This is a genomic window from Gemmobacter denitrificans (genome assembly GCF_036964905.1).
GTDB lineage: Bacteria > Pseudomonadota > Alphaproteobacteria > Rhodobacterales > Rhodobacteraceae > Gemmobacter > Gemmobacter denitrificans.
Genome location: NZ_JBALHR010000004.1, coordinates 173,053 through 199,296 on the forward strand (window position 1 = coordinate 173,053; position 26,244 = coordinate 199,296).

29 protein-coding genes are annotated in these 26,244 nt (G+C 62.8%); 17 read left to right on the forward strand and 12 right to left on the reverse strand.

Annotation, left to right across the window (positions count from 1 at the left end; genetic code table 11):
- Window positions 1-90: 90 nt before the first annotated feature.
- Complete coding sequence (locus V6590_RS08945; protein ID WP_335422068.1) at window positions 91-939, reverse strand: universal stress protein; 849 nt, start codon at window positions 937-939, stop codon at window positions 91-93.
- Window positions 940-1,163: 224 nt separating this feature from the next.
- Between V6590_RS08945 and ccoN the strand changes: the two genes are divergently transcribed.
- From ccoN to ccoP, 4 genes are read left to right on the forward strand one after another with little or no spacing between them, the layout of a single operon-like run.
- Window positions 1,164-2,768 (forward strand): cytochrome-c oxidase, cbb3-type subunit I, encoded by a 1,605-nt coding sequence (gene ccoN / locus V6590_RS08950; RefSeq protein WP_335422070.1) that lies wholly within the window; start codon window positions 1,164-1,166, stop codon window positions 2,766-2,768.
- Between the two features lie 11 nt (window positions 2,769-2,779).
- Window positions 2,780-3,505 carry a cytochrome-c oxidase, cbb3-type subunit II gene (gene ccoO / locus V6590_RS08955; RefSeq protein ID WP_335422072.1) on the forward strand — a complete coding sequence of 242 codons (726 nt, stop codon included), beginning with the start codon at window positions 2,780-2,782 and terminating at the stop codon, window positions 3,503-3,505.
- Between the two features lie 10 nt (window positions 3,506-3,515).
- On the forward strand, window positions 3,516-3,719 hold the full coding sequence (locus V6590_RS08960) for a cbb3-type cytochrome c oxidase subunit 3 (protein WP_335422073.1): 204 nt from the start codon (window positions 3,516-3,518) through the stop codon (window positions 3,717-3,719).
- Between the two features lie 4 nt (window positions 3,720-3,723).
- Window positions 3,724-4,611 (forward strand): cytochrome-c oxidase, cbb3-type subunit III, encoded by an 888-nt coding sequence (gene ccoP, locus V6590_RS08965; RefSeq protein WP_335422075.1) that lies wholly within the window; start codon window positions 3,724-3,726, stop codon window positions 4,609-4,611.
- Between the two features lie 110 nt (window positions 4,612-4,721).
- Here the strand turns inward: ccoP and V6590_RS08970 are convergent, their stop codons facing one another.
- Window positions 4,722-5,120: a GFA family protein gene (locus V6590_RS08970; RefSeq protein ID WP_335422077.1), complete on the reverse strand. Its 399-nt coding sequence runs from the start codon at window positions 5,118-5,120 to the stop codon at window positions 4,722-4,724.
- A 150-nt stretch (window positions 5,121-5,270) separates the two neighbouring features.
- Entirely contained in the window at window positions 5,271-5,420 is a 150-nt protein-coding gene (locus V6590_RS08975; RefSeq protein WP_335422079.1) for a hypothetical protein, read from the reverse strand.
- A 96-nt stretch (window positions 5,421-5,516) separates the two neighbouring features.
- Between V6590_RS08975 and V6590_RS08980 the strand changes: the two genes are divergently transcribed.
- The 5 genes from V6590_RS08980 (at window position 5,517) to ccoS (ending at window position 10,960) form a co-directional block, all read left to right on the forward strand.
- Window positions 5,517-6,407: a LysR family transcriptional regulator gene (locus V6590_RS08980; protein ID WP_335422081.1), complete on the forward strand. Its 891-nt coding sequence runs from the start codon at window positions 5,517-5,519 to the stop codon at window positions 6,405-6,407.
- A 297-nt stretch (window positions 6,408-6,704) separates the two neighbouring features.
- A complete protein-coding gene (gene ccoG / locus V6590_RS08985) occupies window positions 6,705-8,123 on the forward strand; it encodes a cytochrome c oxidase accessory protein CcoG (protein ID WP_335422083.1) in 1,419 nt (472 codons plus the stop codon).
- 1 nt (window position 8,124) lies between these two features.
- A complete protein-coding gene (locus V6590_RS08990) occupies window positions 8,125-8,580 on the forward strand; it encodes a FixH family protein (RefSeq protein ID WP_335422085.1) in 456 nt (151 codons plus the stop codon).
- Between the two features lie 5 nt (window positions 8,581-8,585).
- Window positions 8,586-10,799 (forward strand): heavy metal translocating P-type ATPase, encoded by a 2,214-nt coding sequence (locus tag V6590_RS08995; RefSeq protein WP_335422087.1) that lies wholly within the window; start codon window positions 8,586-8,588, stop codon window positions 10,797-10,799.
- Window positions 10,800-10,801: 2 nt separating this feature from the next.
- Complete coding sequence (ccoS, locus tag V6590_RS09000) at window positions 10,802-10,960, forward strand: cbb3-type cytochrome oxidase assembly protein CcoS (protein ID WP_335422089.1); 159 nt, start codon at window positions 10,802-10,804, stop codon at window positions 10,958-10,960.
- Window positions 10,961-10,984: 24 nt separating this feature from the next.
- On the opposite strand, the gene hemC is transcribed toward ccoS, so the two are convergent.
- Window positions 10,985-11,929: a hydroxymethylbilane synthase gene (gene hemC, locus V6590_RS09005; protein ID WP_335422091.1), complete on the reverse strand. Its 945-nt coding sequence runs from the start codon at window positions 11,927-11,929 to the stop codon at window positions 10,985-10,987.
- 125 nt (window positions 11,930-12,054) lie between these two features.
- Between hemC and hemE the strand changes: the two genes are divergently transcribed.
- Complete coding sequence (gene hemE, locus V6590_RS09010) at window positions 12,055-13,086, forward strand: uroporphyrinogen decarboxylase (protein ID WP_335422093.1); 1,032 nt, start codon at window positions 12,055-12,057, stop codon at window positions 13,084-13,086.
- A gap of 32 nt (window positions 13,087-13,118) precedes the next feature.
- The gene (locus V6590_RS09015) at window positions 13,119-14,195 is read left to right on the forward strand and encodes a calcium-binding protein (RefSeq protein WP_335422095.1); all 1,077 of its coding nucleotides are present in this window, start codon (window positions 13,119-13,121) and stop codon (window positions 14,193-14,195) included.
- 19 nt (window positions 14,196-14,214) lie between these two features.
- Here V6590_RS09015 and V6590_RS09020 read toward each other — a convergent pair whose 3' ends face one another.
- Together V6590_RS09020 and hemF are read right to left on the reverse strand one after the other, a co-directional pair.
- Window positions 14,215-14,553: a hypothetical protein gene (locus V6590_RS09020; protein WP_335422097.1), complete on the reverse strand. Its 339-nt coding sequence runs from the start codon at window positions 14,551-14,553 to the stop codon at window positions 14,215-14,217.
- Between the two features lie 4 nt (window positions 14,554-14,557).
- A complete protein-coding gene (gene hemF / locus V6590_RS09025; protein WP_335422099.1) occupies window positions 14,558-15,418 on the reverse strand; it encodes an oxygen-dependent coproporphyrinogen oxidase in 861 nt (286 codons plus the stop codon).
- A gap of 112 nt (window positions 15,419-15,530) precedes the next feature.
- Here hemF and V6590_RS09030 point away from each other — a divergent pair, with 112 nt between their 5' ends.
- A complete protein-coding gene (locus tag V6590_RS09030; RefSeq protein ID WP_335422101.1) occupies window positions 15,531-15,863 on the forward strand; it encodes a hypothetical protein in 333 nt (110 codons plus the stop codon).
- A gap of 5 nt (window positions 15,864-15,868) precedes the next feature.
- Here the strand turns inward: V6590_RS09030 and V6590_RS09035 are convergent, their stop codons facing one another.
- Genes V6590_RS09035 through clpS form a run of 3 tightly spaced genes read right to left on the reverse strand, consistent with a single transcriptional unit; the run spans window position 15,869 to window position 18,022 of the window.
- Window positions 15,869-16,672 carry an SDR family NAD(P)-dependent oxidoreductase gene (locus V6590_RS09035; RefSeq protein ID WP_335422103.1) on the reverse strand — a complete coding sequence of 268 codons (804 nt, stop codon included), beginning with the start codon at window positions 16,670-16,672 and terminating at the stop codon, window positions 15,869-15,871.
- 20 nt (window positions 16,673-16,692) lie between these two features.
- Window positions 16,693-17,673, reverse strand: coding sequence for a class I SAM-dependent methyltransferase (locus V6590_RS09040; protein ID WP_335422104.1), 981 nt, complete (start codon window positions 17,671-17,673; stop codon window positions 16,693-16,695).
- A gap of 28 nt (window positions 17,674-17,701) precedes the next feature.
- Window positions 17,702-18,022 carry an ATP-dependent Clp protease adapter ClpS gene (gene clpS / locus V6590_RS09045; protein WP_335422106.1) on the reverse strand — a complete coding sequence of 107 codons (321 nt, stop codon included), beginning with the start codon at window positions 18,020-18,022 and terminating at the stop codon, window positions 17,702-17,704.
- Between the two features lie 180 nt (window positions 18,023-18,202).
- Between clpS and V6590_RS09050 the strand changes: the two genes are divergently transcribed.
- Complete coding sequence (locus V6590_RS09050; RefSeq protein WP_335422108.1) at window positions 18,203-18,913, forward strand: HAD family hydrolase; 711 nt, start codon at window positions 18,203-18,205, stop codon at window positions 18,911-18,913.
- Window positions 18,914-19,085: 172 nt separating this feature from the next.
- A complete protein-coding gene (locus tag V6590_RS09055; RefSeq protein ID WP_335422110.1) occupies window positions 19,086-20,687 on the forward strand; it encodes a D-alanyl-D-alanine carboxypeptidase family protein in 1,602 nt (533 codons plus the stop codon).
- Window positions 20,688-20,759: 72 nt separating this feature from the next.
- Here the strand turns inward: V6590_RS09055 and V6590_RS09060 are convergent, their stop codons facing one another.
- Both V6590_RS09060 and V6590_RS09065 read right to left on the reverse strand, forming a co-directional pair.
- On the reverse strand, window positions 20,760-22,172 hold the full coding sequence (locus tag V6590_RS09060; protein ID WP_335422112.1) for an FAD-binding oxidoreductase: 1,413 nt from the start codon (window positions 22,170-22,172) through the stop codon (window positions 20,760-20,762).
- Window positions 22,173-22,232: 60 nt separating this feature from the next.
- The gene (locus V6590_RS09065) at window positions 22,233-23,051 is read right to left on the reverse strand and encodes a sulfotransferase family protein (RefSeq protein WP_335422114.1); all 819 of its coding nucleotides are present in this window, start codon (window positions 23,049-23,051) and stop codon (window positions 22,233-22,235) included.
- A 147-nt stretch (window positions 23,052-23,198) separates the two neighbouring features.
- Here V6590_RS09065 and V6590_RS09070 point away from each other — a divergent pair, with 147 nt between their 5' ends.
- From V6590_RS09070 to V6590_RS09080, 3 genes are all read left to right on the forward strand, one after another.
- Entirely contained in the window at window positions 23,199-24,776 is a 1,578-nt protein-coding gene (locus V6590_RS09070; RefSeq protein WP_335422115.1) for a DUF5928 domain-containing protein, read from the forward strand.
- Between the two features lie 5 nt (window positions 24,777-24,781).
- Window positions 24,782-25,165 (forward strand): HIT domain-containing protein, encoded by a 384-nt coding sequence (locus tag V6590_RS09075; RefSeq protein ID WP_335422117.1) that lies wholly within the window; start codon window positions 24,782-24,784, stop codon window positions 25,163-25,165.
- Window positions 25,166-25,276: 111 nt separating this feature from the next.
- Window positions 25,277-25,741 carry a DUF1203 domain-containing protein gene (locus V6590_RS09080; RefSeq protein ID WP_335422119.1) on the forward strand — a complete coding sequence of 155 codons (465 nt, stop codon included), beginning with the start codon at window positions 25,277-25,279 and terminating at the stop codon, window positions 25,739-25,741.
- Between the two features lie 3 nt (window positions 25,742-25,744).
- Here the strand turns inward: V6590_RS09080 and V6590_RS09085 are convergent, their stop codons facing one another.
- The gene (locus V6590_RS09085) at window positions 25,745-26,209 is read right to left on the reverse strand and encodes a GNAT family N-acetyltransferase (protein ID WP_335422120.1); all 465 of its coding nucleotides are present in this window, start codon (window positions 26,207-26,209) and stop codon (window positions 25,745-25,747) included.
- Window positions 26,210-26,244 lie beyond the last annotated feature (35 nt).

Sequence of the window (26,244 nt, forward strand, 5' to 3'; positions counted from 1 at the left end):
CGCTCGCGCCCCCTCTTCGGCTCTATTCACCCCTGAGGATAGTTGGACCAAGATAAAGGAGGCCTTGGGCCAAGCCCCGGCCGGGTATGGTCAATGCGCCATCAGCACCGGCAGTTCGGCCTGTTCCAGCATGTTGCGGGTGGCACCGCCCAGGATCGCTTCGCGGAAACGCGAATGGCCATAGGCCCCCATGACCAGAAGATCGGCATTCAGGTCGCGGGCATGGCGGTTCAGGACATCCGAGATGCGCGGCATGGTGCGCGCCAGCACCGATACTTCGGCCCGCACCCCATGGCGCACCAGCATCTGGCACAGCGCGCCGCCGGGGTCTGACCGTTCGGGGCCGTGCTGCGGCGGGTCGATGACCGCGATATTCACCTGTTGCGCGGCGGTCAGCATCGGCAGGGCGCGACGGACGGCGGTCATGGCCTCGGCGCTCTGGTTCCAGCCGATGACCACGCGTTGGGGCAGGCCAAAGCCGGGGGCGCTCTGGTCGGGCAACACCATGACCGGGGCCTGACCTTCGAACAGCGCGGCTTCGATCACCGCCTCGGATTCGCTGCCCTTGCCCTTGCCATAGGGGCGCGGCAGCACAACCAGATCGGAGAAGCGGGCGCGCAGGGCCACCAGTTCGCCAAGCGCACCGATCTGGGTGATGGCGCCTTCCACGCTCCAGCGCAGGCCGACGGGCTGGCCTTGCAGGGCAGCGCGTACCGCGGCTTCGGTGGCGCGTGCATCGGCCTCGGCGCGATCCATGGCGACCTGCATCAGCACTGCCCCGCCGCCGATATAGGCATAGCCCATCTGCGTGCGGTCGATCCCGAGTGCCAGAATATCCAGATGCGCATCGCAGGCGAGCGCCAGCCGGGCAGCCCCGGCAATGGCGGCCTCGGCATCTTCGGGGGCGGTGACGACGGTTGTCAGCGTCTTGTAGGCCATCTGTCCTGTCTCCTGTCCTGGGCCCCTCCGGGCTGTGGGGCGCGACGAAATGCCTAGCCCGCAGCGCCCCGTGTCGCATTGACCTGCGTCAAGGGAGGGAGAACTAAAGATTGACATGGATCAAGGCTGCTTCACGCTGCAAATGCGAAAGCACAGGGGTCGAAAAGCGCCCGGACGACTCGCCCCTCAAGGCGGTGACAAGGGCCAAGACGAAGGGACGCAAAATGTGGGATTACGTTAAATTGGTCGTGCTTGGCGCGGTCGCGGTGCTGGCCGCGATTGCCGCCAATTATGCGCATGACCTGCCATACATGGTGAACGCGATCGTCGTCATGCTTGCTGCGGCCATCACCTTCGTGGTGGTGCTGCGTGGCATGGACGAGCCGAAGCGCGTGGCCATCAATGAATACAATGACGGCGTCGTGCGCGCCGGCGTCATTGCAACCGCCTTCTGGGGCGTGGTGGGCTTTCTGGTGGGCGTTGTCATCGCCTTTCAGCTGGCCTTTCCCGCGCTGAACATTCCGGGTGTCGAGGGCATCCTGAACTTTGGGCGGCTGCGTCCGCTTCACACCTCGGCGGTGATTTTTGCCTTTGGCGGCAATGCCTTGATCATGTCGGCCTTCTACATCGTGCAGCGCACCTGCGCCACGCGGCTGTGGGGCGGCAATCTGGGCTGGTTCGTGTTCTGGGGCTGGCAGCTGATGATCGTGCTGGCAGCGACCTCTTATGTGCTGGGCGGGACCCAGTCGAAGGAATATGCCGAGACGGTCTGGTATATCGACCTGTGGATCGCCGTGGTCTGGGTGGCTTTCCTGCTGACCTTCATGGGCACGCTCATCATGCGCAAGGAACCCCACATCTATGTGGCGAACTGGTTCCTGCTGTCGATGATCATCACTGTGGCCATGCTGCATATCGTGAACAACCTGGCCGTTCCGGTTTCGATCTTCTCGTCCAAGTCGGTGTCGGCTTTTGGTGGCGTGCAGGATGCGATGACGCAATGGTGGTATGGCCACAATGCCGTGGGCTTCTTCCTGACGGCGGGCTTCCTGGGCATGATGTACTACTTTGTGCCGAAACAGGCCGAACGCCCGGTTTTCAGCTACAAGCTGTCGATCATCCACTTCTGGGCGCTGATCTTCCTATATATCTGGGCCGGTCCGCACCACCTGCACTACACCGCTCTGCCGGAATGGGCCTCGACCCTGGGCATGGTGTTCTCGATCATGCTGTGGATGCCCAGCTGGGGTGGTATGATCAACGGCCTGATGACGCTGTCGGGCGCCTGGGACAAGCTGCGCACCGATCCGATCATCCGCATGATGGTGGTGTCGATCGGCTTCTATGGCATGTCCACCTTTGAAGGCCCGATGATGTCGATCAAGGCCGTCAACAGCCTGTCGCATTACACCGACTGGACCATCGGCCACGTTCATTCCGGCGCTTTGGGCTGGAACGGCATGATCACCTTCGGCGCACTGTACTTCCTGGTGCCGCGCCTGTGGAACCGCGAGCGGCTCTATAGCCTCAGCCTTGTGTCCTGGCACTTCTGGCTGGCGACCATCGGGATCGTGCTTTACGCCGCCTCGATGTGGGTGACCGGCATCATGGAAGGCCTGATGTGGCGCGAAGTCGATGCCAATGGCTTCCTTGTGAATGCTTTCGCCGACACTGTTTCCGCGAAATTCCCGATGTATGTGGTTCGCGGTCTGGGCGGGGCGCTGTTCCTGACGGGTGCGCTGATCATGTGCTACAACCTGTGGATGACCGTTCGGGCCCAGCCGGCCAAGGCGCCGGTGAATGCCAACAACTTCGTCCCGGCGGAATGAGGAGCAACACCATGGCATTTCTTGACAAGCACAAGGCCATCGAGACCCATGCGACGCTGCTGCTGGTGCTTTCGTTCCTCGTGGTGACCATCGGCGGTCTGGTGCAGATCGTGCCGCTGTTCTACCTGGAAAACACCATCGAAAAGGTTGAAGGGGTCCGCCCCTACAGCCCGCTCGAACTGGCGGGCCGGGAAATCTACATCCGGGAAGGCTGCTATGTCTGCCACAGCCAGATGATCCGTCCGATGCGGGACGAGGTCGAACGCTATGGCCATTACAGCCTCGCGGCGGAATCGATGTATGACCATCCGTTCCAATGGGGCTCCAAACGCACCGGGCCGGATCTGGCCCGCGTGGGTGGGCGCTATTCGGATGAATGGCATGTCGATCACCTGATGAACCCGCAATCCGTGGTGCCGGAATCGGTGATGCCCAAGTATGAATACCTGATGGGCAACGTCATCGACGCCCGCTACATCGGCAATTCCATGCGGGCCAACCAGATTGTCGGCGTGCCCTATACCGCCGAGATGATGGAGAACGCCGCTGCCGATTTCGCGGTGCAGGTCGATCCGAATGGCGATACCGATGGTCTGCTGGCCCGTTATCCCAAGGCGCAGGTGCGCAACTTTGACGGCCAGCCCGAGCTGACCGAAATGGATGCGCTGATCGCCTATCTGCAAGTGCTGGGCACGATGGTTGATTTCTCGACCTTCCAGCCCGACCCGAACCGGTAAGGGGGCGAAGATGGATACCTATTCCTTCCTGCGCCAATTCGCCGACAGCTGGATGCTTCTGCTGATGACGGCCCTGTTTGTGGGGGTAGTGCTCTATGCCTTCCGCCCCGGCAGCGCCAAGCTTCAGTCCGAGGCCGCCAACTCGATCTTCCGCAACGAGAAGCACCCTGCTTCCGCTGCGGAAGGGCCCAGCCGCAACAGCAAGGAGGCGTGAAACGATGTGCGCCAAACAAGTGAAGAAGCCCGGAGAGGTTCCGACCACCGGCCATGAATGGGATGGCATTCGGGAATATGACAATCCGATGCCGCGCTGGTGGCTGTGGACCTTCTACCTGACGATCATCTGGTCGGTGGCCTATATGATCTTCTATCCGGCCTGGCCGCTGGTCAGCTCGGCGACGCAAGGGATGTGGGGAACGCAGCCGGCGGGGGATACCCGTCTGGCCGTGGCCGAAGAGATCAAGCGGTTCGATGACGCCAATGCGCCGATCAAGGCCAAGCTGGTGGCCACCGAACTGAATGCCATCGCGGCCGACCCCGAACTGGAGGGCTATGCCAAATCGGCGGGCGCTGCCGTGTTCAAGACCTGGTGCGCCCAATGCCACGGTGCCGGTGCCGCCGGTGTGCAGAACCTTGGCTACCCCAACCTGCTGGATGATGACTGGCTGTGGGGCGGTGACATGGAATCGATCCACCTGACGATCACCCATGGCATCCGCAACACCGATGACGCCGATGCCCGCTATTCGGAAATGCCGAAATTCGGCGTGGACGGATTGCTGGAAAAGCCGCAGATCGAAGAAGTCGTGGAGCATGTGCTGGCCCTGTCGGGGCAAGAGCATGACGCCACCAAAGCCGCAGCCGGTGCCACCGTGTTCGCCGACAACTGTGCCTCCTGCCACATGGAAGACGGCTCGGGCGACCGGTCGCAGGGCGCGCCGAAACTGTCGGATGCCGTCTGGCTGTATGGCGGTTCGCGTGAGGCGATCACCGAAAGCGTGACCTATGCCCGTTTTGGCGTGATGCCGAACTGGAACACCCGTCTGTCGGAAGATGAAATCCGCGCAGTGGCGGTCTATGTGCATGGTCTGGGCGGCGGGGAATAACGCGCCTGACCGGAAACAGAAGGGCCCCCGGAGCGATCCGGGGGCCTTTTGATTCTCAGGTGTGGGCGTTCGGATCGCAACAATGCCACGGCGAACAGCCAAGAACGGTGTCACGATGCCGACGGATGCCCTGTCGATTGCGGTGCGTCGTCACAGATTTCATACCAGCCAGGTTTTTCCGAGGTGAATTCGTGGAACTGGTTCCTGAGGCCGAACTCCGTATCGAGCGCATGAGCTGAGATCGGGAAAGTTGCCGCGTCAGAGAGAATTTCACCCAGCGAAGAACCGCAGAACCGGCAGAAACACCGGCCATATTTGTAAGGTGGGGCGGGAGTATAGAGTGCGACATGCTCTTTGCCCTGCAACCAGATCAGATCTTCGCGCTTTACAAAGACGAGCGTGCTTGCCCCCGCCTTTCGGCAACGTGTGCAGTGGCAGGTGCCCATCATGGCAGGTGCCGCGCGCAATTCGAACTTTACCGCGCCACAGCAACAGCTTCCCGAGATCATGTCTTGCCTCCATAGTTTAAGAACAAAAAGTGAACATATGGGGTTTTCTGGCGCAGAGCTAGCCCTATCGTGCAGGGTTGAGAGGCAGCACACAGCAAAAGGCCCCCGGAGCGATCCGGGGGCCTTTACTGGTCGGTTGGGGTCATGATGTCAGCGCACCTCGGTCAGGAACCGGCGGCGGTCGCGGATGCTGAGCATCCATTCTTCGTCTTCGCGGCGCAGCCGGGCGATCTGTTCGCGGCTGGTGGCCGGGGTCAGGCGGGCGGCCAGCATCAGGCTCTCTGCAAAAATCCCTAACATCTTTATCTCCTGTCTGTTCAGGGTATGGCTTGAATATAGGCAGAAAAGGCGCATCCTGCGACTCAGGGTTTTTGCTGTCATGTAAGTGAGGCTTTCATGTTGGGCTGGCGCGACTTTCCGCCGCTGTCGCAGTTGCGGGCCTTTGCGGCCTTTGCCGAGGCGCGGTCACTGGAACAGGCGGGCGCGCGGATCGGGGTGACCCATGCGGCGATCAGCCAGCAGATCCGCGCGTTGGAGGCGCATCTGGGGCTCGATCTGGTGGAACGCGGCGGGCGTCGCCTGACGCTGACGCCCGAGGGCGAGCGGCTGGCCGAGGCGCTGGTGGCGGGCTTTGGCCAGATCGGGCAGGCCATCGCGGTGCTGACGGGGGCGGACGAAGCCCAACCGCTGCGCATCACCACCACCCCCACCTTTGCAGCGGGGTGGCTGATGCCACGGCTGTTTGATTTCCGCGCCCGACATCCGGGGATTGATCTGGCGATCGACCCGGCGTCGGAGAACCGCGAGATCGGGCGCGAGGCCGATCTGGGCCTGCGCTATGGCAGTGGCACCTGGCCGGGGCTGCAGGCGCGGCTGGTGCTGCGCTCCAGCATTGTGGTTGTGGCCGCCCCGGCGCTGGTGTCCGGCCCGGGTCCGGTGGGGCTGGAGCAACTGGCGGGGCTGCCCTGGCTGCAGGAACTGGGTACGACCGAGGCCACCGCCTTTCTGGAAAAATACGGTCTGATCCGCCGTGCCGGGGCCACCATGATGTCGATGCCCGGCAACTTGATTCTGGATGCGGCGCGCGACGGGCAGGGGGTGGCCGTGCTGGCGCGGGCCTTTGTCGAACGTGACATCGCGGCAGGGCGTCTGCTGGTTCTGTTCGAGGATGATGAACGCGAAGGATATTTCCTTATCACCCGGCCCGGACACCCGCGCCCGGCGGTGAAGGCCTTTTCGGCTTGGGTGCTGCGACAGGCTGCCGCAGATCAGACGGCTACCGTTTGATACAGGTCAAGGTGCCCCCGCGTCAGGGGTGCGATAAGCACTTCAGGTCAGGTGGCAAACCCCAGACCTACGCCCCGCCGCTTCATCCTGTTCGCGCGTTTCCTGGAAGCGGCGGGGCCTCATCCCCCAAAACTCAAGCATCTGACAGGTTTTGCCGCGCGGCGCGCGCTTTGCCGCAGGTGCAAGGCCATTTGCCGCATCGCTATCCTGTATCGGGGATGCGATTTTTGATACAGGTCAAGGCAGCACTTCCCGGTCGCAGCCATACCGAAGCAGAACGCCAGCCGGAGTCCTTCCGTGACAAGCCCAGATACCGAACCCCATTCGCTATATGCCGCCCGCGAGCCGGTCTTTCCGCGCCGTGTCAAAGGCACCTTCCGCAACCTGAAATGGTGGCTGATGGCGCTGATGCTGGGGGCCTATTACCTCGCACCCTGGATCCGCTGGGATCGTGGCCCCGAATTGCCCGATCAGGCGATCCTGCTGGATATGGCGGGGCGGCGGTTCTTCTTTTTCATGATCGAGATCTGGCCGCATGAATTCTATTTCGTGGCGGGCCTTCTGATCATGGCGGGGCTGGGGCTGTTTCTGTTCACCAGCGCGGCGGGTCGTGTCTGGTGCGGCTATGCCTGCCCGCAGACAGTCTGGACCGATCTGATGATCCTGGTCGAACGCTGGGTCGAAGGGGACCGCAACGCCCGTATCCGCTTGCATCGCCAGAAATGGGATGCCGAGAAAATCCGCAAGCGCGCGGTGAAATGGACGCTGTGGTTTCTGATCGGGCTGGCCACGGGCGGGGCCTGGGTGTTCTATTTCACCGATGCGCCGACGCTGATGCGTGATCTGGTCACCGGAAATGCCCATCCCATTGCCTATACTACCATTCTGGTGCTGACCGCGACGACCTTTGCCTTTGGCGGTTTCTTCCGCGAACAGGTCTGCATCTATGCCTGCCCATGGCCGCGCATTCAGGCCGCGATGATGGACGAAGATACCCTGACCATCGCCTATCGCGAATGGCGGGGCGAACCGCGCGGCAAGCAGACGGTTGAAGGCAATGGCGATTGCATCGATTGCATGGCCTGCGTGAATGTCTGCCCCATGGGCATTGATATCCGCAACGGCCAGCAACTGGCCTGCATCACCTGCGGCCTGTGCATCGACGCCTGCAATGACATGATGGACAAGATCGGCAAGCCGCGCGACCTGATCGGCTATCTGGCTTTGACCGACGAAACGCGCGAGCGCAGCGGGCTGCCGCCCAAATCGGTCTGGAAACACGTGTTCCGGGTGCGGACGGTGCTTTACACCGCGTTGTGGTCCGCAGTGGGGATCGGACTGATCGTGGCGCTGTTCCTGCGCAGCGATATCGACATGAACGTGACCCCGGTTCGCAACCCGACCTTCGTGACGCTGTCGGATGGCACGATCCGCAATACCTATGACATCCGCCTGCGCAACAAGCTGGGATCGGATCACGACTATCGCATCTCGGTGACGGGCGTGGATGGGGTCGCGCTGCGCATCGAAGGGGCAGAAGGCAATGTTGTCTCTGTTCCCGCGAATGATACGCTGTCCACGCGGGTCTATCTGGAGGCGCCGGCAGACTCGGCACCCGCCAGGGCCGAACGGACGGAACTGCGCCTGTGGGTCAGCGATACGGTCGGCGATACACGGGTGCATCACGATACGGTCTTCAACGGAAAGGGGCAGTAACATGGGCGAGATCACCGGTCGTCAGGTCTTTGCCGTGACCAGCGGGGCATTCGCCGTGATCATCGCGGTGAATGTTGTGATGGCCTGGCAGGCAGTCAGCACCTTTTCCGGGGTGGAAGTCGGTAATTCCTATGTCGCATCGCAGGAATTCGAGGAAAAGCGCGATGCGCAGGATGCGCTTGGCTGGACCTTGCAACCCGCCTATGTGGCGGGGCAGGGACTGACGCTGACCTTCACCGACAAGGCCGGTCTGCCGGTGCAGCTCAGCAATCTGTCGGTACTGGTGGGGCGCCCGACCAATGACAATTTCGACCAGCGCCCTGATTTTCAGCGTGAAGCCGGTGTCTATCGCAGCGCAGTGACGCTGGAGCCGGGCAAGTGGATGCTGCGTGTCGAGGCCGAAGCGCCGGATGGCACACGGTTCCAGCAGCGACTTGATCTTTTCGTGAAGGGCTGACGGCCATGACCATCGCCGAACGCATCGAAACCGGCGAAACGGCGGGCGGGATTTCGGCCTGCCCGGCCTGCGTGGCCGCCCCTTCGGCGGAGCGGCTGGCACAAATGGCGGCAGGGGGCGATGCGCGGCTGATGCTGTCGATCCCCACGGCGCATTGCGCGGCCTGCATTTCGACCGTTGAACATGCGCTGCAGGCCCTGCCCGGTGTGCGTTCGGCGCGGGTAAATCTGACCATGAAGCGGGTATCGGTTGACGCCGATCCCGCGGTGGATGCCGCCCCGCTGATCGAGGCGCTGAACGGCGTGGGATATGAGGCACATGAACTGGATGCCGGGCTGCTGTCTGCGACCGAGACCGACAGGCAGGGCCGCGATCTGCTGATGCGGCTGGGCGTGGCCTTCTTTTCGATGATGAATGTCATGCTGCTGTCGGTCGCCGTGTGGTCGGGCGCGGGCGATGCGACACGGGATATGTTCCACTGGATTTCCGGGGCGATCGCGCTGCCCACCGTGGTCTTTGCCGGGCAGCCCTTCTTCAAATCGGCCTGGGCCAGCCTGCGCGTCGGTCGCTTGGGCATGGATGTGCCGATCAGCCTTGCGTTGATCCTGGCCTCGGGCATTTCCCTGTTCGAAACCATCCATTCAGGCCACCACGCCTATTTCGATGCGGCGGTGATGCTGGCCTTTTTCCTGCTGCTGGGCCGCTATCTGGATCACCGCACCCGCGCAGTGGCCCGGTCCGCCGCCGAGGAACTGGCCGCGCTGGAAGTGCCCCGCGCCACGGTCTTGCGCGACGGCGAAGAACTGGTTGTGCCAATTTCAGACTTGGCGGCGGGTGAACTGGTCCGGGTGCGCCCGGGCGGGCGGATGCCGGTGGATGGCGTGGTTGTCGAAGGCACGTCGGAGATCGACCGGTCCCTGCTGACGGGCGAAAGCCTGCCCGCCTGGGCCGGCCCCAACTCTGTGGTCAGTGCCGGTGAGGTGAACCTGACCGGTCCGCTGATGCTGCGCGTGACGGCTGCAGGGCGCGACAGCAGTCTGCATCGCATGGCCGATCTGGTGGCCGTGGCCGAAAGTGCCAAGACGAAATATACCAGCCTTGCCGAACGGGCGGCGCGCGCCTATTCGCCGCTGGTGCATCTGCTGTCCTTCAGTGCCTTTGGCTACTGGATGTGGGCGACAGGGGGCGACATCCGCTTTGCAGTGAACATCTCGGCGGCGGTTCTGATCATCACCTGCCCTTGTGCGCTTGGGCTTGCCGTGCCTGCAGTGGTGACGGCAGCCAGTGGAAAACTGTTCCGCAAGGGGTTGCTCATCAAGGATGGCACGGCGCTGGAACGGCTGGCCGAAGTGGATACCGTGGTCTTTGACAAGACCGGCACCCTGACCATGGGAGCGCCCGAGCTGACCAATCTTGGCGATCACCCCCGTCAGGCGACCGAGGTGGCGCTGGCACTGGCTTTGGCATCGGGCCATCCGCTGGCGCAGGCGCTGGCGCAGGCCGCACGGGCGGCGGGATTGCAACCCGCACCGGTGACCGATCTGCGCGAAGTGCCGGGCTATGGGATCGAAGGCCAGTGGCGGGACCAGACCGTGCGGCTGGGCCGGGCAGGCTGGTGCGGGGCCGAAGGCGATCTGGGCGTGACCGCGACCTGGCTTTGCACCGGCGACCGGCAGCCGCGTCCCTTCACCTTTACCGACCGGCTGCGCCCGGGGGCCGAGGCGGCGATTGCCGGGCTGCGGGCCGAGGGCAAGGCGATCCGGCTGATTTCGGGCGATACCGAAGGGGCCGTGGCCGCGCTGGCGGCGCGCTTGGGCATCACCGATTACACGTCGGGTGCCTTGCCGGCAGAAAAGGCTGCGCTGCTGGCCGATCTGACGGCGCAGGGTCGGCGCGTCTTGATGGTGGGCGACGGGTTGAACGATACTGCGGCACTGGCGGCCGCGCATGTGTCGATCTCGCCCGCTTCGGCGCTGGACGCGGCGCGGACGGCATCGGATATCGTCTTGCTGGGGCAGGACATGGCCCCCATCGCCGATGCGACCCGCATTGCCCGGCAATCCGCGGCGCGGATCAAGGAAAACTTTGGAATTTCTGCGCTTTACAATGTGATCGCCGTGCCGCTGGCGCTGGTGGGTGCGGCCACACCCTTGGCGGCGGCGCTGGCCATGTCACTGTCGTCGATCTCTGTCACCCTGAATGCACTGCGATTGAAATAACCATGGAAATCCTGACCATCCTGATCCCCGTTTCGCTGTTTCTGGGCGGTATCGGCCTTGCGGCCTTTTTCTGGGCGCTGAAGCGGGGGCAGTTCGATGATCCGCAGGGGGATGCCAGCCGCATCCTGACCACCGAATACGACGATCAGCCGAAGCGCTGAAGGAAAGAGGGCCGGGCGCTGGCCTTAGCGCCAGTCGAAGAACCCCTTGGGGGCCTGGGCGAGCAGCTGTCTTGCCAGTTCGGTGCCAAGCGCGGCACCATCGGCGACCGGGCCACTGACGCTGCCCGTGATGGTTTCCGATCCGTCCGGGCGCAGAATTTCACCACGCAAGGTGATCTGCCTACCTATCAGTGTGGCAAGGCCGGCGATCGGTGTTTCGCAAGACCCATCAAGCGCCGCGAGATAGGCCCGTTCGGCGGCCAGCCGCTGCCCTGTCTCGCTGTCATGGATGGCAGCCAGCATCGTGGCAGCGCGGCTGTCGGAAGCGCGGCGTTCAATGCCAATTGCGCCCTGGGCAACGGCGGGGAGCATTTCCTCAGGCTCGATGGCGGAGCGCGCGACATTGGCCATGCCCAGACGGTTCAGCCCGGCCATGGCAAGGAAAGTGGCGACAGCCACACCCTCTTCGAGCTTTTTCATCCGGGTCTGCACATTGCCACGAAATTCGACCAATTGCAGATCGGGACGGCGGGCGGCCAGTTGGGCGCGGCGGCGCAGGCTGGACGAGCCGACGACAGCCCCTTGCGGCAGATCGGTCAGCCGGGCGACATGGGGCGAGACGAAAGCATCGCGCACATCTTCGCGCGGCAGATATGTATCCAGCAGCAGGCCGTCGGGCTGGGCAACCGGCATGTCCTTCATGGAATGGACCGCGATGTCGATGCTGCCGTCAAGCAGCGCCTCTTCGATTTCCTTGGTGAACAGGCCCTTGCCGCCGATTTCCTTCAGCGGACGATCCAGCACCCTGTCGCCGGTGGTCTTGATGACCACGATGCGGAAGGCCGCTTCTGGCAGGTCGAATGCGGCCATCAACCGGGCGCGGGTTTCATGCGCCTGGGCCAGCGCAAGCGGTGAACCACGGGTGCCGATGTTCAGCGGGGCGGCGGGGGAGGGGAGCGTCAGGGTCATGCCCCACATCTACCCGCCGCGCAGGTCCGTTTCAACGGGCCAAGCGCCGCAGGTGATGTGACATTTGCCGCGCTTGACTTCACGCGCGGGGCAGTGAAGTCAGAGGTAACAGGAAAGGGCAGGCCATGACCGAAAAAACCATCCTCCGCGCGCTGAAGGGCGAGGTTTTGCCGACACCGCCGATCTGGATGATGCGGCAGGCCGGGCGCTATCTGCCCGAATACCGCGCCACACGGGCGCAGGCAGGGGATTTTCTGAAACTGTGCTACAACCCGGAATTGGCCGCCGAGGTGACCTTGCAGCCGATCCGCCGTTACGGTTTTGACGCGGCGATCCTGTTTGCTGATATTCTGCTGCTGCCGCAGGCGCTTGGCCCCGAATTGTGGTTTGAAACCGGCGAAGGTCCGCGCATGCAGACCACCACGACCATGGCCGAAGTGCAGGCCTTGAAACCGTCTCATGCGATCCATGACACGCTGGCACCGGTCTATGAAACGGTGCGTCGCCTGTCGCGCGATCTGCCGCGTGAAACCACGCTGATCGGCTTTGCCGGGGCACCCTGGACAGTGGCGACCTATATGATCGCCGGGCGCGGATCGAAGGATCAAGGGGCGGCCCATGCGTTGAAGAATACCGACCGCGCCGCCTTTGCCGCGCTGATCGACCGCATCACCGAAGCAACCGTGCTGTATCTGTCCGAGCAGGTGAAGGCCGGGGCCGAGGTGGTGAAGCTGTTCGACAGTTGGGCCGGCAGCCTGAAGGGCGAAGATTTCACCGAGTTTGCCGTGAAACCCGCTGCCCGCATCATTGCGGAACTGAAGACACTGCACCCCGGCCTGCCGGTGATCGCCTTCCCGCGTGAGGCCGGGCAGGGCTATATCGGTTTCGCGCAGGCGACCGGGGCGGATTGTGTCGCCATCGACAATTCGGTCAGCCCGGAATGGGCGGCGGCGCATGTGCAGGTATCGGGCTGCGTTCAGGGCAATCTGTCGCCGGAACATATGGTTACCGGTGGAGACGATCTTGTGAGAGAAACTCGCCGTGTGGTAGAGGCCTTCCGCAAAGGGCCGCATATCTTCAACCTGGGGCATGGTATCACGCCAGATGCTGACCCGGAAAATGTGGCGCTGATGATCGAAACAGTGCGCCGGGGCTGATCCCCGCGTCTTGAAGGGTGGCAGACAGTATCATGGCAATTCTGACGTTCTACGATGCGCTCGGAACGGGCGGAGTGCTGCGGTGGGGTGATGTTTACAACAGCGAACTGCGCGGTCTCGGGGCGCCGCAGTCCGTAACCGACCGCCGCGATTCGGATACTGTCTGGATTACCGGAACCTATCCCGGGCAGGATTTGTCATTCGGACTGCTGGTCGATGTCCATGGTTTGTTTGACTATACGATCCGCGATGTCGAAATCAGGACCACCAGCCTTGTATTCACCGGAACCGGGGTCGATTCCCGTTCGCCGAATTTCAGCTATCTGCTGACCAGCAACAGCGATCGGATTTACGGAAACCGCTTTGGCGACGAACTTCATGCGGGCGATGGGAACGATGTTGTCTTTGGTGGGGCCGGGGCAGATGAGATGTTCGGCGATGATGGCCGTGATACCCTGTATGGCGGAGACGGTGCGGATACCATCTCGGGTGAAGACCATGCTGATCTGGTGTTCGGTCAGGCAGGGAACGATAGTCTGGACGGTCATTTAGGTGCTGACCGGCTTTTTGGCGGAGATGGTGCCGATACGCTTTGGGGCAGTGTGGATGCTGACACTCTGAATGGCGGTGCAGGGAACGACCTGCTCAACGGTGGTGACGGCAATGATCGCCTCACGGGGCAAGATGGCGACGACCACCTGTTCGGCGATACTGGAAATGACAGATTGTCCGGTGGTTTGGGGCGCGACTCTCTGGAGGGTGGGGTCGGCCGGGACCGGTATTTCCTGGGCAAGGATACGGTTCCCGATGTGATCATTTTCAACCGCATATATGACAGCAGCCGGGCTGATGGGGTGGATATCATTCACGATTTCGACCGGCGGGAAGATGTGATCGATCTGAGCGGGATCGATGCCAACAGCCGGACGTTCGGCACCAATGACGCCTTTGCCTATTCGCGCAGCGGGCCGGCCCGGAATTCTGTCTGGGTCGAGGGCTCTTCGGGTGGTGTCTATCTGATGGCTGATGTTGATGGCAACAAGCGCCCCGATTTCCGCATCAAGGTCACGGATATTCAAATGCTTGGCGCAGATGATCTGATCTTGTGAACAGGCACAGGCGGTGCCTTTACAGCCCCGGCACCCCCATCAGGCGCAGGGCGGCAAGGGCTGCGTCAGCTCCTTCGCAGGACTTCAGCCGCACGGCGACGCGATTGGCATAGCCAAAGCGGGCAGCGCGGGCGGGGGTGATGTCGATCACCAGACCTTCGGGCCCGATTGCGGCACAGGCCACAGCATCATCGGCGCCGAAATCTTCGTCATTCACTTCGAACCAGACGGGCCCGCCATCAAGGGATTGGCGGAACAGCGCGTAATCTTCCTTTCGGGGATCGACAAAGCCCACAAATCGCAGCACGTCTTCTTCGGTGACGGTCGCATAGCCCGCCTTGATGACCAGATCTGCCATCGGATCAATACCACTTGGCCACGGGAGGCAGGCTCATCAGCACCGCCTCGGGGTTATGGCCGGTTTCCAGCCCGAATTTGGTGCCCCGGTCATAGACCAGATTGTATTCGGCATAAAGCCCGCGGTGGCGCAGTTGGGTTTCGCGATCCTCGGCGCTGGCCGGGCTGGCGATCCGCCGTTCGGTGACGGGCAGGAAAGCAGGCAGGAAAGCCCGGCCCACGGATTGGGTAAAGGCAAAATCGGCCTCCCAGTCGCCGGTGTTCAGATCATCATAGAAGATGCCGCCCACACCGCGCGCCCGGCCACGATGCGGGATGAAGAAATACTCATCCGCCCAGGCCTTGAACCGGGCATAGTAGTCGGGCGCATGGGCATCGCAGGCCGCCTGAAGGGTGCCGTGAAAATGCGCGGTATCTTCGGGATATTCGATGCAGGGGTTCAGATCGGCCCCACCGCCAAACCACCAGGCATGCGGTGTCCAGAACATGCGGGTGTTCATGTGAACTGCCGGGCAATGCGGGTTCTGCATATGGGCCACAAGGCTGATGCCGCTGGCCCAGAAACGGGGATCATCGGCCATGCCCGGCACGCCACGGGCCGCCATCGCCTTCTGTGCCCGGTCGCCCAGCGTGCCAAAGACGGTCGAGATATTGACGCCGATCTTTTCGAACACCGTGCCATTGCGCAGCACCGCCATTTCGCCGCCACCGCCGGATTCGCGCAGCGTGGGGGTGATTTCGAACCGGCCAGGTGCCGCCCCGCCCTGCTGTGTTTCCAACCCTTCAAAGGCCGTCACGATCTGGTCGCGCAGATCGCGGAACCAGGCGCTGGCGCGGGATTTGCGGCTTTCGAAATCATCGGTCATGAGATGGCCCCCTGTTTGGCGCGACCCTATCAACTTCACGCCAGCAGGGCCAGAAGCCCGTTGCGCAGGGCAGGGGGGCGGGCCATGATATGACGCAGCGAGGTGGTATGCCATGATCCGTTATCTTGTTCTGATTCCAATCCTTGCAGCCTGCGTTCCGGCGGAAGGCTCTGATCCTTGCCGGTTCAAGGGCGAACGGGCGGTGGTGGCGACCGATCGCCGCATCGCCGAAACCAAGGCCGATATCGCGCGGGGCTACAGCCTGGAATGGGTCACCCACAGCTATGACCGCTGGGGCCCGAACTGTGGGTTCAGCGATGATTGCAGCGTGGATATCACCCGGCGTGAAAAAGTGCCGCTGGATGCGGCCACCGGTGCCGCTCGGCTGGAGCGTCTGCAGGCTGAACGGGCCAGCCGTGTGGCGGCGCTGGCAGCCTGTCGCTGATCGCGTCAATAGGCGCTGACCGAAACGCCGTCCAGAAGGCCGCGCCCGCCATCCACCGTGACCACCTGCCCGGTCATGAAGCTGGAGGCATCAGAGGCAAGGAATTGCACGGTTTCCACCAGTTCGGAACAGGCGGCAATCCGGCCCAGCGGTGTGCCCTTCAGGATCGCATCGCGATCTTCGGGATGTTCCTTCAGATGGCCCTGCAAACTTGCGCTCATGACCGAGCCGAAGGCCACGGCATTCACCCGTATGCCGCGGGGAGCCAGAACCACCGCCATCGACCGGGTCATCTGTTCCAGCGCGGCGCAGGCAATGGAATAGCCCATCAGTTCGGGCCGGGTCAGCCGCGCGGCCAGCGACGACAGGTTGATGATTGCGCCCTGCAGCGGTTCGCCGCTGCGTTCCGCATGGGCGATCATGCGCTTGGCGGTCAATTGCGTGAGCCGCAGGCTGGGCATCAGGTTCTGCTGCAGCATCGGTTCCACCGCATCATCATCAATGCAAAGCGGATCAGAGGCCTGCATCTGCCGGCTGGCATTCACCAGAATGTCCACCCGTTCAAAGGCATCCATCGTGGCCGACAGCAGGTTGGTAATGTCCAGCTTGCGGCGCAGATCGCCCGCGAACATCCGCACCGGCCCGTCGCTGCGGGCCGCAGCACCGATTTCGGCCTCCAGCCGGGCTTCATCAATATCGGCGAACATCACATTCGCGCCCTTGTCGAGGAAATGGCGACCGATGGCCAGACCGATGCCGTTGGCGGCACCGGTGACGATGGCGGTCTTGCCTGCGATGGAAAGCGACATGGGGAGCTTCCTTTCGGCGCTCAGCGCCGTTTGGGGTGGCTTGCACGGATCAGGCGGAAAGCGGCATCGCCGCCGATCTCCTCGATATTGTGAAAGGCTGCCTTCAACACGGGGTCATAAGGCAGATGGCGGTTGCAGACCAGCCAGAGCGTGCCATCGGGGGCCAGCATCCGCGCCGCAGCCTTCAGGAAGGCTTGGCCCAGCGACGGGTCGGCATTGCGCCCGGTATGAAAGGGCGGGTTGCACACCACTGCGCCTGCCAGATGCGGCACCTGCCATTGGGTCGCATCGGCCCAGTGAAACTGGCAGCGCGGATCGGTGATATTGGCCTTGGCGCAATCCAGGGCTGCGGCCTCGGCTTCAACCAGATGCAGTTCCTTCACGCCATCGCGCAGCAGGATGTGGTGGGAAAGATATCCCCAGCCCGCCCCCAGATCGACAACCCGACCGGGCAGCTTTGGCGGCAGCACTTCGGCCAGCAGAGCCGAGCCCCGGTCCGGCCCATCAGCGGAAAAGACGCCGGGCAGGGTAGTGAACCCCGCCACCTGCTGCGGCACTGCCACCCAATCAGCCAGCGCATCACTGGCGGGGAAACCGAAGATCTTGCCATGTGCCTTGGACAGGGCCGGGCCCACGGCCACACGACCGCGCAGATCCTTGTAGATCGAATCAACCCCGTCGGTCTTTTGCCCATCGACCAGAACCGGCGCTCCGGGCGGCAAGGCGGCACAGGCGGCGGCCAACAGGGCGCGGGCTTCGGCCTTGGCGCGTGGCAGGCAGACCAGCGCTGCAGCAGCGGGAGAGGGGGTGGTGGCGCAGGCAAGGCCCGCCCGGCTGAACCAGTCGAAATCGGGCTTGAACCCGGTGACCACGCGCAACCGCGCCTTGGGCAGTGCCGACAGATCATCCCCGGCGCGGGGCCGCAGGATCAGGATATCGCCTGCCTCGGGCAGGCGGGCCGCGCCGGTTTCCAGCGCAAGGTCAAGTCGGGTCGAACGCATGGGCGGCCCTGTGGGCCTGATCCTTCCGTTATTCTTTTTCCATCGTGCATTGCAGCGGATGCTGATGGCGGCGCGCGAAATCCATCACCTGCGCCACCTTTGTTTCGGCTACTTCGAACGAGAAAACGCCGACCACTGCAAGGCCCTTCTTGTGGACCGTCAGCATGATTTCAAAGGCCTGCGCATGGTTCAGCCCGAAGAAGCGTTCCAGGATATGCACGACGAATTCCATCGGCGTGTAATCATCGTTCAGCAGCAACACCTTGTACAGTGGTGGCCGCTGTGTGCGGCTGCGCGTCTTCGTCAGGACAGAATTGTCCGTTCCGTTGCCCTGGTCATCATCGGACATCGAAATTGGGCGAAGGGTCAAGGCAGCGCTCCGGCTTTGCAGGGATCCGTGCAGGATCCGGGACGGATTCGGGTTGGGTTACAGGCTGTATAGTATAGCGCAAATGCGCGGGGCGAAAAGGGCTGGCCTTCCCCCGCCATTTGGCTAGGGTCGCGCCATCACAGGCAGGAGCCCCTACCGATGCACAGCCCGGGCAAGATCACCCTTGTTGGCTTTGATGCCGATGACACGCTTTGGCAGAACGAGACCTTCTTCCGCCTGACGCAGGCACGGCTGGAGTCCTTGCTGGCGGATTTCTGCGATTCCGCCACGCTGCATGACCGGTTGATCGCTGCGGAACGGCGCAATCTGGGCCATTATGGCTATGGCGTGAAGGGGTTCACCCTGTCGATGATCGAAACGGCCATTGAGGTCACGCAGGGCCGCGTCAGTGCCCAGGTCATTGCGGAGATCATGGCCGCCGGGCGCGAGATGCTGGAACATCCGATTGAGTTGTTGCCCCATGCGCGGGCGGCGGTGGAACAGGCGGCAGAGCAATTCCATGTCGTGCTGATCACCAAGGGCGACCTGATGGATCAGGAACGCAAGCTGGCGCAATCCGGTCTGGGCGATCTGTTCCACGGGGTCGAGATCGTGTCGGAAAAGACGGCCGATACCTATGCCCGCCTGTTCACCCGCCATGGCGCGCGGGCCGAGTCGGCGCTGATGGTCGGCAATTCGCTGAAATCCGATGTGCTGCCGGTGCTGGCGGCGGGAGGATTTGGCGTTCACGTCCCACATGGTCTGACATGGGAACTGGAGCGGGCTGAGCCCCCCGCGCAACATCCGCGGTTTTTCGAACTGGAGGATTTGTCGGGCCTGAATTCCCTTTTGGGGCGACTGGTCGCTTGATCTTGTGGTGCAGTGAGAAACCGCCACCAGATTTGCCATGGTTTACGAAAGGGTTAACGTAAACCTCTGGAATTTGGGGGGTTTTCGTGCCGGGTGCGCTATGCTAGCCTTATCGAAAGCCCCGAAAACAGGGGCGACCAGGCAGTAATCAGAACAGGCAAGGGGCAGCGACGTGACCGCGCGGCTGGGGCAGTATGTCCGACATTTCGTTTTGCTCGCCATCTTTGCGGTGGTAGCAGCTTGTTCGACCCCGAAACCGACGGGGGCGGCACCATATGCGGCCTATGTGATGGATGCGCGCACGGGCGAAACGCTGTATGAGCACAATTCCGATGCCCGGCTTCATCCGGCCTCGCTCACAAAGATGATGACCTTGTACATCGCCTTTCAGGCGGTGGAACGTGGCGAAATCAGCCTTGATACCATGGTCAAGGTTTCCAAACACGCGGCAGGGCAGCCGCCGTCGCGTCTGGGCCTGAAGGCCGGGCAGAAGGTGGCGCTGCGCCACCTGATCCGCGCGGCGGCGATCAAGTCGGCCAATGATGCGGCCACTGCCATCGGCGAGGCGCTGGAAGGCAATGAAGCGGCCTTTGCCAAGCGGATGACCCGCACGGCCAAGGCCATCGGGATGAACGGCACCACCTTTGCCAATGCCAACGGGCTGACAGCCAAGGGGCATCTGTCCACCGCACATGACATGTCGGTGCTGGGGCGTCGGCTATTCTATGATTTTCCGCAATATTACAACATTTTCTCGCGCCGTGAGACGGATGCGGGGGTGACCGATGTCGTGTCCACGAACCGCAAGTTTCTGGACATGTACAAGGGTGCGGATGGCATCAAGACCGGCTTTACCAATGCGGCGGGGTTCAACCTGACAGCATCGGCCGAGCGGGGCGGGGTGCGGATCATCGCCACGATCTTTGGCGGCACGTCCACCGCGCAGCGCAATGCCAAGATGGTCGAATTGCTGGATATGGGTTTTGCCAAGGCCCGGCCCGGGGCCAAGACCCGCCCGCCCGAACCGGTGGAGATGCCTGCCGAAGAACCGCAACTGGTGGCCGAGGCCGGATCGGGCGAGGCTCGCATGATGGGGGCCAAGACCCTGCGGGTCAGCACAGTGGTCGAGCGTTCGCCACGGCCCATGCGCAGGCCGGGTTCGGGTTCCGAGGCCGTCCAGGCCGCACCGGTGGCTGTGGCCGAGGTGGCCCCGGCGGCTGATGCGGGCTCCGACCCGGTGGCCGAAATGATCGCGGCGCAGGTTGCGGTGGCAGCGATGGAAGACGGCATTGCCGGTGCGCTGGCCGAGGCTGCGGGCGCTGCACCACCCTTCGAGGTGGTCGATGCGGGCCCCGCGCTTGAGGATGGTTCGGTCATGTCGCTGGCGGCACTGGCCCCGGCCACGCCTGCCCTTCCAGAACCCGAGCCGGTGCATGTGCCGACGGTGATCCATACCTCCAGCCAGTCCGAGCCACAACTCGCCGAAGCCGTTGCCCAAGCTGAACCGGTAGAGGTGGTGACCCGGATTTCCACCAGTGGCGGGCGGCAATGGGGCGTGAATATCGGGCGCTTCCCCAGTCGCACGGCGGCGGAGCGGGCCTTGATGCAGACAATGCTGGCCGAAAGCGCGACGCTGGATGAAAGCTTGCGCAAGGTTGTGCAGCGCAAGGCGGGCTATGATGCCAATTTCATGGGGCTGAGCCAGGAAGAGGCCGATCTGGCCTGCCGCCGCCTGCAGGCCCGGGGCACGCCCTGCTTTACCATGGGGCCATGACGGGGCTGTGACCGGAGTTTGAAACAGGCCCGGAGTGGGGAACCGCTTCGGGCTTTCTGCTATGCTGCAGGATCAGGGAAGAACCTTGCCGGGGTTCATCAGGTTCTGTGGGTCCAGCGCCTGTTTGATCTGGCGCATCACCGCCAACGCCACCGGGTCTTTGCGCCGCGCCATGGAGGCCTTCTTGGACAGGCCGACCCCATGTTCGGCCGAGAAGGTGCCGCCAAGGGTCTGAACTTCATGCTCCAGCAGCGCGACGATCCGGTCGGCATGATCCGGGGCATCATGGCTGGGAAAAATGGTTAGATGGATATTGCCATCCCCGAGATGGGCAATGGCCAGCGTTTCGGCACCTGCATCCAGGTCGGGCAACCGCGCCTCGAACCGTTCAAGCAGCGGGGCCACGGCATCCAGCGGCAGGGCAATATCGGTGTCGATCAGGGGTTTCCGGGCGAAACTGACCTCGGCGGCCAATTCGCGGCGGTGCCACATGGCACGCCGCTGCGCTTCGTTCCGGGCGATATGGGCATCGTGGATCAGCCCATCCTCCAGTGCGCCCGCCAGCACCGTTTCCAGCAGGCTGGTCAAAGGCAGGCTGCCATCGGGTTCCGCTGCGCAATCGCGCGGTGCCGTCGCGCCCAGTTCAACCAGCAATGCAATCGCCGGGCGTGGGGTGAAGGGCGGATCCAGATCGGGGCGGGCCTCGGCCAGACGGCGCAGATAGCTTTCGGGCATGTATTCGAAGGCTTCGACCAGACCGCCGGTTTCACCCTGCAGGCGGTTGAGCAGCGTGAGCGCGGCGGGCAGATTGTCCAGTGCCACCATGGCGGTGGCATGGGCCTGGGCTGCTGGGACCAGCTTCATCACCGCCGCCGTGATCACGCCCAGCGTGCCTTCGGCGCCGATGAACAGGTCGCGCAGATCATAGCCTGAATTGTCCTTGTGCAGCGCGCCCATCAGGTTCAGCACCTGCCCGTCGGCCAGCACCACCTCCAGCCCCAGGCATAGCGCGCGGGTAGAGCCATAGCGCAGCACGTTCGACCCGCCCGCATTGGTGGACAGCGCACCCCCCACCATGGCCGAGCCGCGCGCGCCGAACCAGAGCGGAAAGTAAAGCCCATGATCGGCTGCGGCATCCTGCAATGCCGCAAGGATGACCCCGGCCTCGACCACCGCCACCCGTGCTTCGGTGCGGATGTCGCGGATGCGGTTCAGCCGCTCCAGCGACAGCATCAGGCCGCCCGTGGTCATCGCGCCGCCGACCAGACCGGTGCGCCCGCCCACCGGAACCACCGGCACGCCATGGCGCGCACAGGCCTGCACGACTGCGGAAACCTGCGCCGTATCGGCGGGGCGTGCAACGGCGCAGGGGGCGCTGGTATAATGCCCTGTCCAATCGCCGCAATAAGGGGCCAGATCAGCCCCGATCAGCACATGGGGCGCGCCGATCAGAGCGCGCAGGTCCTGGATCAGGGCATCTGACATGGCAGGGCCTTTCCTTGCAGACAGGGGGCCAGAGCGGGGCCGGAACCGGGTTTTGGGGGATCAATCCCCCAGCTTGGCGTGAACCTCGTCCAGATCGACCTCGCCCAGCGGCATCTTGTTGTTCGGATCGTCAAAGTCATATTTGAACAGCTGGAAATCCTTGCGGTAGATTTCCCAGACCAGATGGCGCGACAGATCGTCGAAGTAATCCGCCACCGGATGCGCCCGCTTGGGCCCATGCCCCTCGCTTTCGTTGAACTTGGGGATCTTCTTCAGGTTCACCTTCTTCTTCGTCTTGATGTTGTTCAGGACGTGCTGCATGCCCTCGTCGAACTTTTCGGTGAAGAAGATATGGTCATATCGCCCGCCATTCACGATGAAGGTGGAGATATGGCCCGACATGGCCGACCAGTGAATGTCGGGTTCCATCGGCTTGCGGAAGCGGATGGTGTCGCGCGCAAACAGCAGGAAACGGCGGAAGCTCTTGATCTGGTCGAATTCGAACCCGTCTTCCGGGCTGCCCACCTCGATCCCGTATTTCTGCACCAGAAGCGGCACAAGGTTGCCGCGATAGCGTTTGCCATTGCGCTGGATGCCGCAGATCTTGTCGAAGAAGGACGACAGGATGCGCGCATAGGGGTTGCGCACGCAGGTGAAGGCATAGGATTTATGCGCCTTCACGTTGCGTTCGATCAGCTGCTGGCTGGCCTCCTGGCTCCATTTGTGCAGACCGGCCGTCGAGTCGTGAATATCACCATCGAAAAACTTGCCGTGGTCGGAATAGAACATGATCTGTCCGATCGACGAACAGGCACATTTGGGCACCACACGGTACACAACACTTTCACTTTCGGTCATCCAGGTGCCGGGGAACCCCATCGGCCTGCCTCCATTGCCTTATCGCCCGCCCTTCGGGGCGGCGCTTGACTGTATGGTCACAAAAAGCAAACAAACTCTGTCTTTTCAATGACCCATAAAGCACTTTATGGAAACAGTGCGGGGAAGTTGAGGGGTTGTGTTTCCTGAATGGCTCGAATCGCCTATATCCTGCTGTGCCACAAGGACCCGGAAGGGATCATCGCACAGGCGCAGCGGCTGACGGCAGCCGGTGACTACATTTCGATTCACTTCGATGCCCGCGCACGGCGCGAGGATTACGAGTTGATCCGCAGCACGCTGGCCGACAACCCTTCGGTCACATTTGCAAGGAAGCGCCTGAAATGCGGCTGGGGCGAATGGAGCCTGGTCGATGCCTCGCTGCAGGCGGTGCGCGCGGCGGTCGATGCCTTTCCGCGCGCCACGCATTTCTACATGCTGTCGGGCGATTGCATGCCAGTGAAATCTGCCGAATATGCCCATGATTTTCTGGATCAGACCGAAGTTGACTATATCGAAAGCTTCGATTTCTTCCGGTCGGACTGGATCAAGACCGGGATCAAGGAAGAACGGCTGATCTATCGGCACTGGTTCAACGAACGTACCCACAAGCGGCTGTTCTATGCGTCGATGAACCTGCAGGAAAAATTCGGCCTGCAGCGCGAAGTTCCCGAAGATCTGGCGATCCAGATCGGCAGCCAATGGTGGTGCCTGCGGCGGCGCACTGTCGAATGGGTGCTGGATTTCTGCCGTCGGCGGCCTGATGTCATGCGGTTTTTCCGCACGACCTGGATCCCGGACGAGACGTTCTTTCAGACGCTGGTGCGCCATCTTGTGCCGCAAGACGAGATTCGCACCCGCACGCTGACTTTTCTGATGTTCACCGATTACGGGATGCCGGTGAATTTCTACAATGATCAGTATGATCTGCTGATTTCGCAGGATTACCTGTTCGCGCGCAAGATCAGCCCCGAGGCGAAGGAGCTCAAGGAGCGGCTGGGCGACCTCTATACTGCCGAAGGGGTCAGTTTTCCGATTTCGGGTGAAGGGCGCAGCCTGTTCAAGTTTCTGACCGGGCGGGGCCGGATCGGCCGCCGCTTTGCGCCGCGGTTCTGGGAAACCGAAGCCAGTCTGGGGCGCGAACGCACGCTGCTGATCGTGACCTGCAAGAAATGGCATGTGGCCAAGCGGCTGGTGGACCGGATCCGGGCTGTGACAGGCATGCCGGCGGTGGATTACCTGTTCAACGAAGCCTCGACCCCGCTGCCTGATCTGGGCGGGATTCAGACCACCTTGGAAAAGCGCACCCGCCATCGCAGGGCGCTGGTGCGGATGCTGTTCGATTACTGGAACACCGACAAGCTGGTGGTCTGCATCGACCCGGCCAATGTGGACCTGATGCAGGATTTCTATTCCGACAAATCGAACACCCGGCTGCTGGAAATCGAATGCGATTTCACGGATGAGTATCTGATCGGCCATGCCCGCAGGGTTGGCCTGGCCAGTGATCAGACGCCGCAAGAGGTGATCGAACGCCTGCTGCCCACCATCCGCTATGACGTGCGCTTTGAAAGCGACCATATCCGCGATGCCGATTTCGAGGGGTTCCATCGCATCCGCCAATCTGCCACGGTGGAAGAGAACACTGCGCCGCTGGCGGCCTTTCTGGGCATCACCCCATCGAAGGCGCGCGAGATCGCCGAGACACACTATCTTTTCGTGGATTGATCCCGATGCCCTATGCCTATGATCCGCAAAACATCTTTGCCCGCATTCTGCGCGGCGAAATCCCCAACAAGACCGTGCTGGAAACCCCGCATACGCTGGCCTTCCACGACATTGCGCCACAGGCGCCGGTGCATGTGCTGGTGATCCCCAAGGGGCCCTATGTCACCTATGACCATTTTGCCCGCGATGCGTCAGACGCGGAAATCGTCGATTTCCACCGCGCCGTCGCCCAGGTCTGTGCCATGACCGGGGTGCAGCCGGGTGAGGGGGGCGAGGGGTTCCGCGCCATCACCAATGCGGGGGCGCATGGTGTGCAGGAGGTGCCCCATTTCCACCTGCATATCCTGGGCGGGCGCATGATGGGCCGCATGGTGGCGCGGGCCGACTGACCAGCCCGCCGTTACGCTTTTTGCTGGCCGCGTCCTGCGCATAATGCGCAGGAAGCGGGTCGCGCAGCCCGGCGGTTCAGCCCAGAGATGGGGAAACCGCAGGAGGACCGCATGACCATCCGCTTTACCCCGATCCCGACCGATCTGGCCCGCGCCCTTCGGGCCGGTGGCCCCGATGCCTATGGCCTGCCGCCCGAGCGGGTGCACGCCGAAGGCGCGGGCAATCCTTGCCGCCATTGCCTTGCGCATGTGCCCGAGGGGGCCGGCATGTTGATTTTGGCGCATCGTCCCTTTCCCATGCCGCAACCCTATGCTGAAACCGGCCCGATCTTTCTATGTGCCGATGAGTGTCCGGCGGGCGGTGGGGCAACCTTGCCCGCCATGCTGACATCGCCCGACTACATGATCCGGGGTTATGGCGCCGATGACCGCATCGTCTATGGCTCCGGCGCCGTTGTGCCGACCGGGCAGATCATGGATGCGGCAACGGCCCTGCTGGGCAATCCGGCCATTGCATATGTGCATGTCCGTTCCGCCCGGAACGGTTGTTTCCAGTGCCGGATTGACCGGGCCTGACCATCAGGCCAGCGACACCGCGAACCGTGGTCCCGCGGGCGGAAGTTCCGCCAGACCCATGGCGCGATAGGCCGTCTGCGCCATGGCATTGGCCGGATGGGTGGGGATGGTCAGGCCGCTGCGACCTTCTTGCAATGCGCAGGCGCGGGCAGCTTCGACCAGCGCGCGCGCCACGCCCTGACGGCGGAAGGGCGGTTGCACGAAAAGATGGTCAAGCACATAGGCCATCTGGCCGGTCACCATGTTCTGCCAGCCCCGCAGCAGCGCATATCCCACCGGATGCGGGGCGGGGCTGTCCGGCAGGCTGGCCACCAGAAGCCGCATGTCGGGATGATGCAAGGCCAGCCGGGCCAGTTCGGCGGGCGGGATCGTTGCCGTATCCCCATGATGGGCCGCAAGTGCGATCAGCATGCGATGCACTTCGGGCAGATCGTGCGGTTCGGCCAGATGGATATGCGGTGGTGTCATGTCTTCCTCTGTCGCGTGGGGCCCGCGAAGGGGAA

Bases quoted from the DNA above. Each gene is read 5' to 3' on its own strand.
- V6590_RS08980 (WP_335422081.1), top strand. From the start codon at position 5,517: ATGTTGGGCTGGCGCGACTTTCCGCCGCTGTCGCAGTTGCGGGCCTTT.
- V6590_RS09060 (WP_335422112.1), bottom strand. From the start codon at position 22,172: ATGTCAGATGCCCTGATCCAGGACCTGCGCGCTCTGATCGGCGCGCCC.
- V6590_RS09065 (WP_335422114.1), bottom strand. From the start codon at position 23,051: ATGGGGTTCCCCGGCACCTGGATGACCGAAAGTGAAAGTGTTGTGTAC.
- V6590_RS08960 (WP_335422073.1), top strand. From the start codon at position 3,516: ATGGATACCTATTCCTTCCTGCGCCAATTCGCCGACAGCTGGATGCTT.
- ccoN (WP_335422070.1), top strand. From the start codon at position 1,164: ATGTGGGATTACGTTAAATTGGTCGTGCTTGGCGCGGTCGCGGTGCTG.
- V6590_RS09030 (WP_335422101.1), top strand. From the start codon at position 15,531: ATGATCCGTTATCTTGTTCTGATTCCAATCCTTGCAGCCTGCGTTCCG.
- V6590_RS09035 (WP_335422103.1), bottom strand. From the start codon at position 16,672: ATGTCGCTTTCCATCGCAGGCAAGACCGCCATCGTCACCGGTGCCGCC.
- V6590_RS08945 (WP_335422068.1), bottom strand. From the start codon at position 939: ATGGCCTACAAGACGCTGACAACCGTCGTCACCGCCCCCGAAGATGCC.
- ccoS (WP_335422089.1), top strand. From the start codon at position 10,802: ATGGAAATCCTGACCATCCTGATCCCCGTTTCGCTGTTTCTGGGCGGT.
- hemC (WP_335422091.1), bottom strand. From the start codon at position 11,929: ATGACCCTGACGCTCCCCTCCCCCGCCGCCCCGCTGAACATCGGCACC.
- V6590_RS08995 (WP_335422087.1), top strand. From the start codon at position 8,586: ATGACCATCGCCGAACGCATCGAAACCGGCGAAACGGCGGGCGGGATT.
- hemE (WP_335422093.1), top strand. From the start codon at position 12,055: ATGACCGAAAAAACCATCCTCCGCGCGCTGAAGGGCGAGGTTTTGCCG.
- V6590_RS09080 (WP_335422119.1), top strand. From the start codon at position 25,277: ATGACCATCCGCTTTACCCCGATCCCGACCGATCTGGCCCGCGCCCTT.
- V6590_RS08975 (WP_335422079.1), bottom strand. From the start codon at position 5,420: ATGTTAGGGATTTTTGCAGAGAGCCTGATGCTGGCCGCCCGCCTGACC.
- clpS (WP_335422106.1), bottom strand. From the start codon at position 18,022: ATGTCCGATGATGACCAGGGCAACGGAACGGACAATTCTGTCCTGACG.
- V6590_RS08990 (WP_335422085.1), top strand. From the start codon at position 8,125: ATGGGCGAGATCACCGGTCGTCAGGTCTTTGCCGTGACCAGCGGGGCA.
- hemF (WP_335422099.1), bottom strand. From the start codon at position 15,418: ATGACCGATGATTTCGAAAGCCGCAAATCCCGCGCCAGCGCCTGGTTC.
- V6590_RS09015 (WP_335422095.1), top strand. From the start codon at position 13,119: ATGGCAATTCTGACGTTCTACGATGCGCTCGGAACGGGCGGAGTGCTG.
- V6590_RS09020 (WP_335422097.1), bottom strand. From the start codon at position 14,553: ATGGCAGATCTGGTCATCAAGGCGGGCTATGCGACCGTCACCGAAGAA.
- V6590_RS09050 (WP_335422108.1), top strand. From the start codon at position 18,203: ATGCACAGCCCGGGCAAGATCACCCTTGTTGGCTTTGATGCCGATGAC.
- V6590_RS09085 (WP_335422120.1), bottom strand. From the start codon at position 26,209: ATGACACCACCGCATATCCATCTGGCCGAACCGCACGATCTGCCCGAA.
- V6590_RS09070 (WP_335422115.1), top strand. From the start codon at position 23,199: ATGGCTCGAATCGCCTATATCCTGCTGTGCCACAAGGACCCGGAAGGG.
- ccoO (WP_335422072.1), top strand. From the start codon at position 2,780: ATGGCATTTCTTGACAAGCACAAGGCCATCGAGACCCATGCGACGCTG.
- ccoP (WP_335422075.1), top strand. From the start codon at position 3,724: ATGTGCGCCAAACAAGTGAAGAAGCCCGGAGAGGTTCCGACCACCGGC.
- V6590_RS09040 (WP_335422104.1), bottom strand. From the start codon at position 17,673: ATGCGTTCGACCCGACTTGACCTTGCGCTGGAAACCGGCGCGGCCCGC.
- V6590_RS08970 (WP_335422077.1), bottom strand. From the start codon at position 5,120: ATGATCTCGGGAAGCTGTTGCTGTGGCGCGGTAAAGTTCGAATTGCGC.
- V6590_RS09075 (WP_335422117.1), top strand. From the start codon at position 24,782: ATGCCCTATGCCTATGATCCGCAAAACATCTTTGCCCGCATTCTGCGC.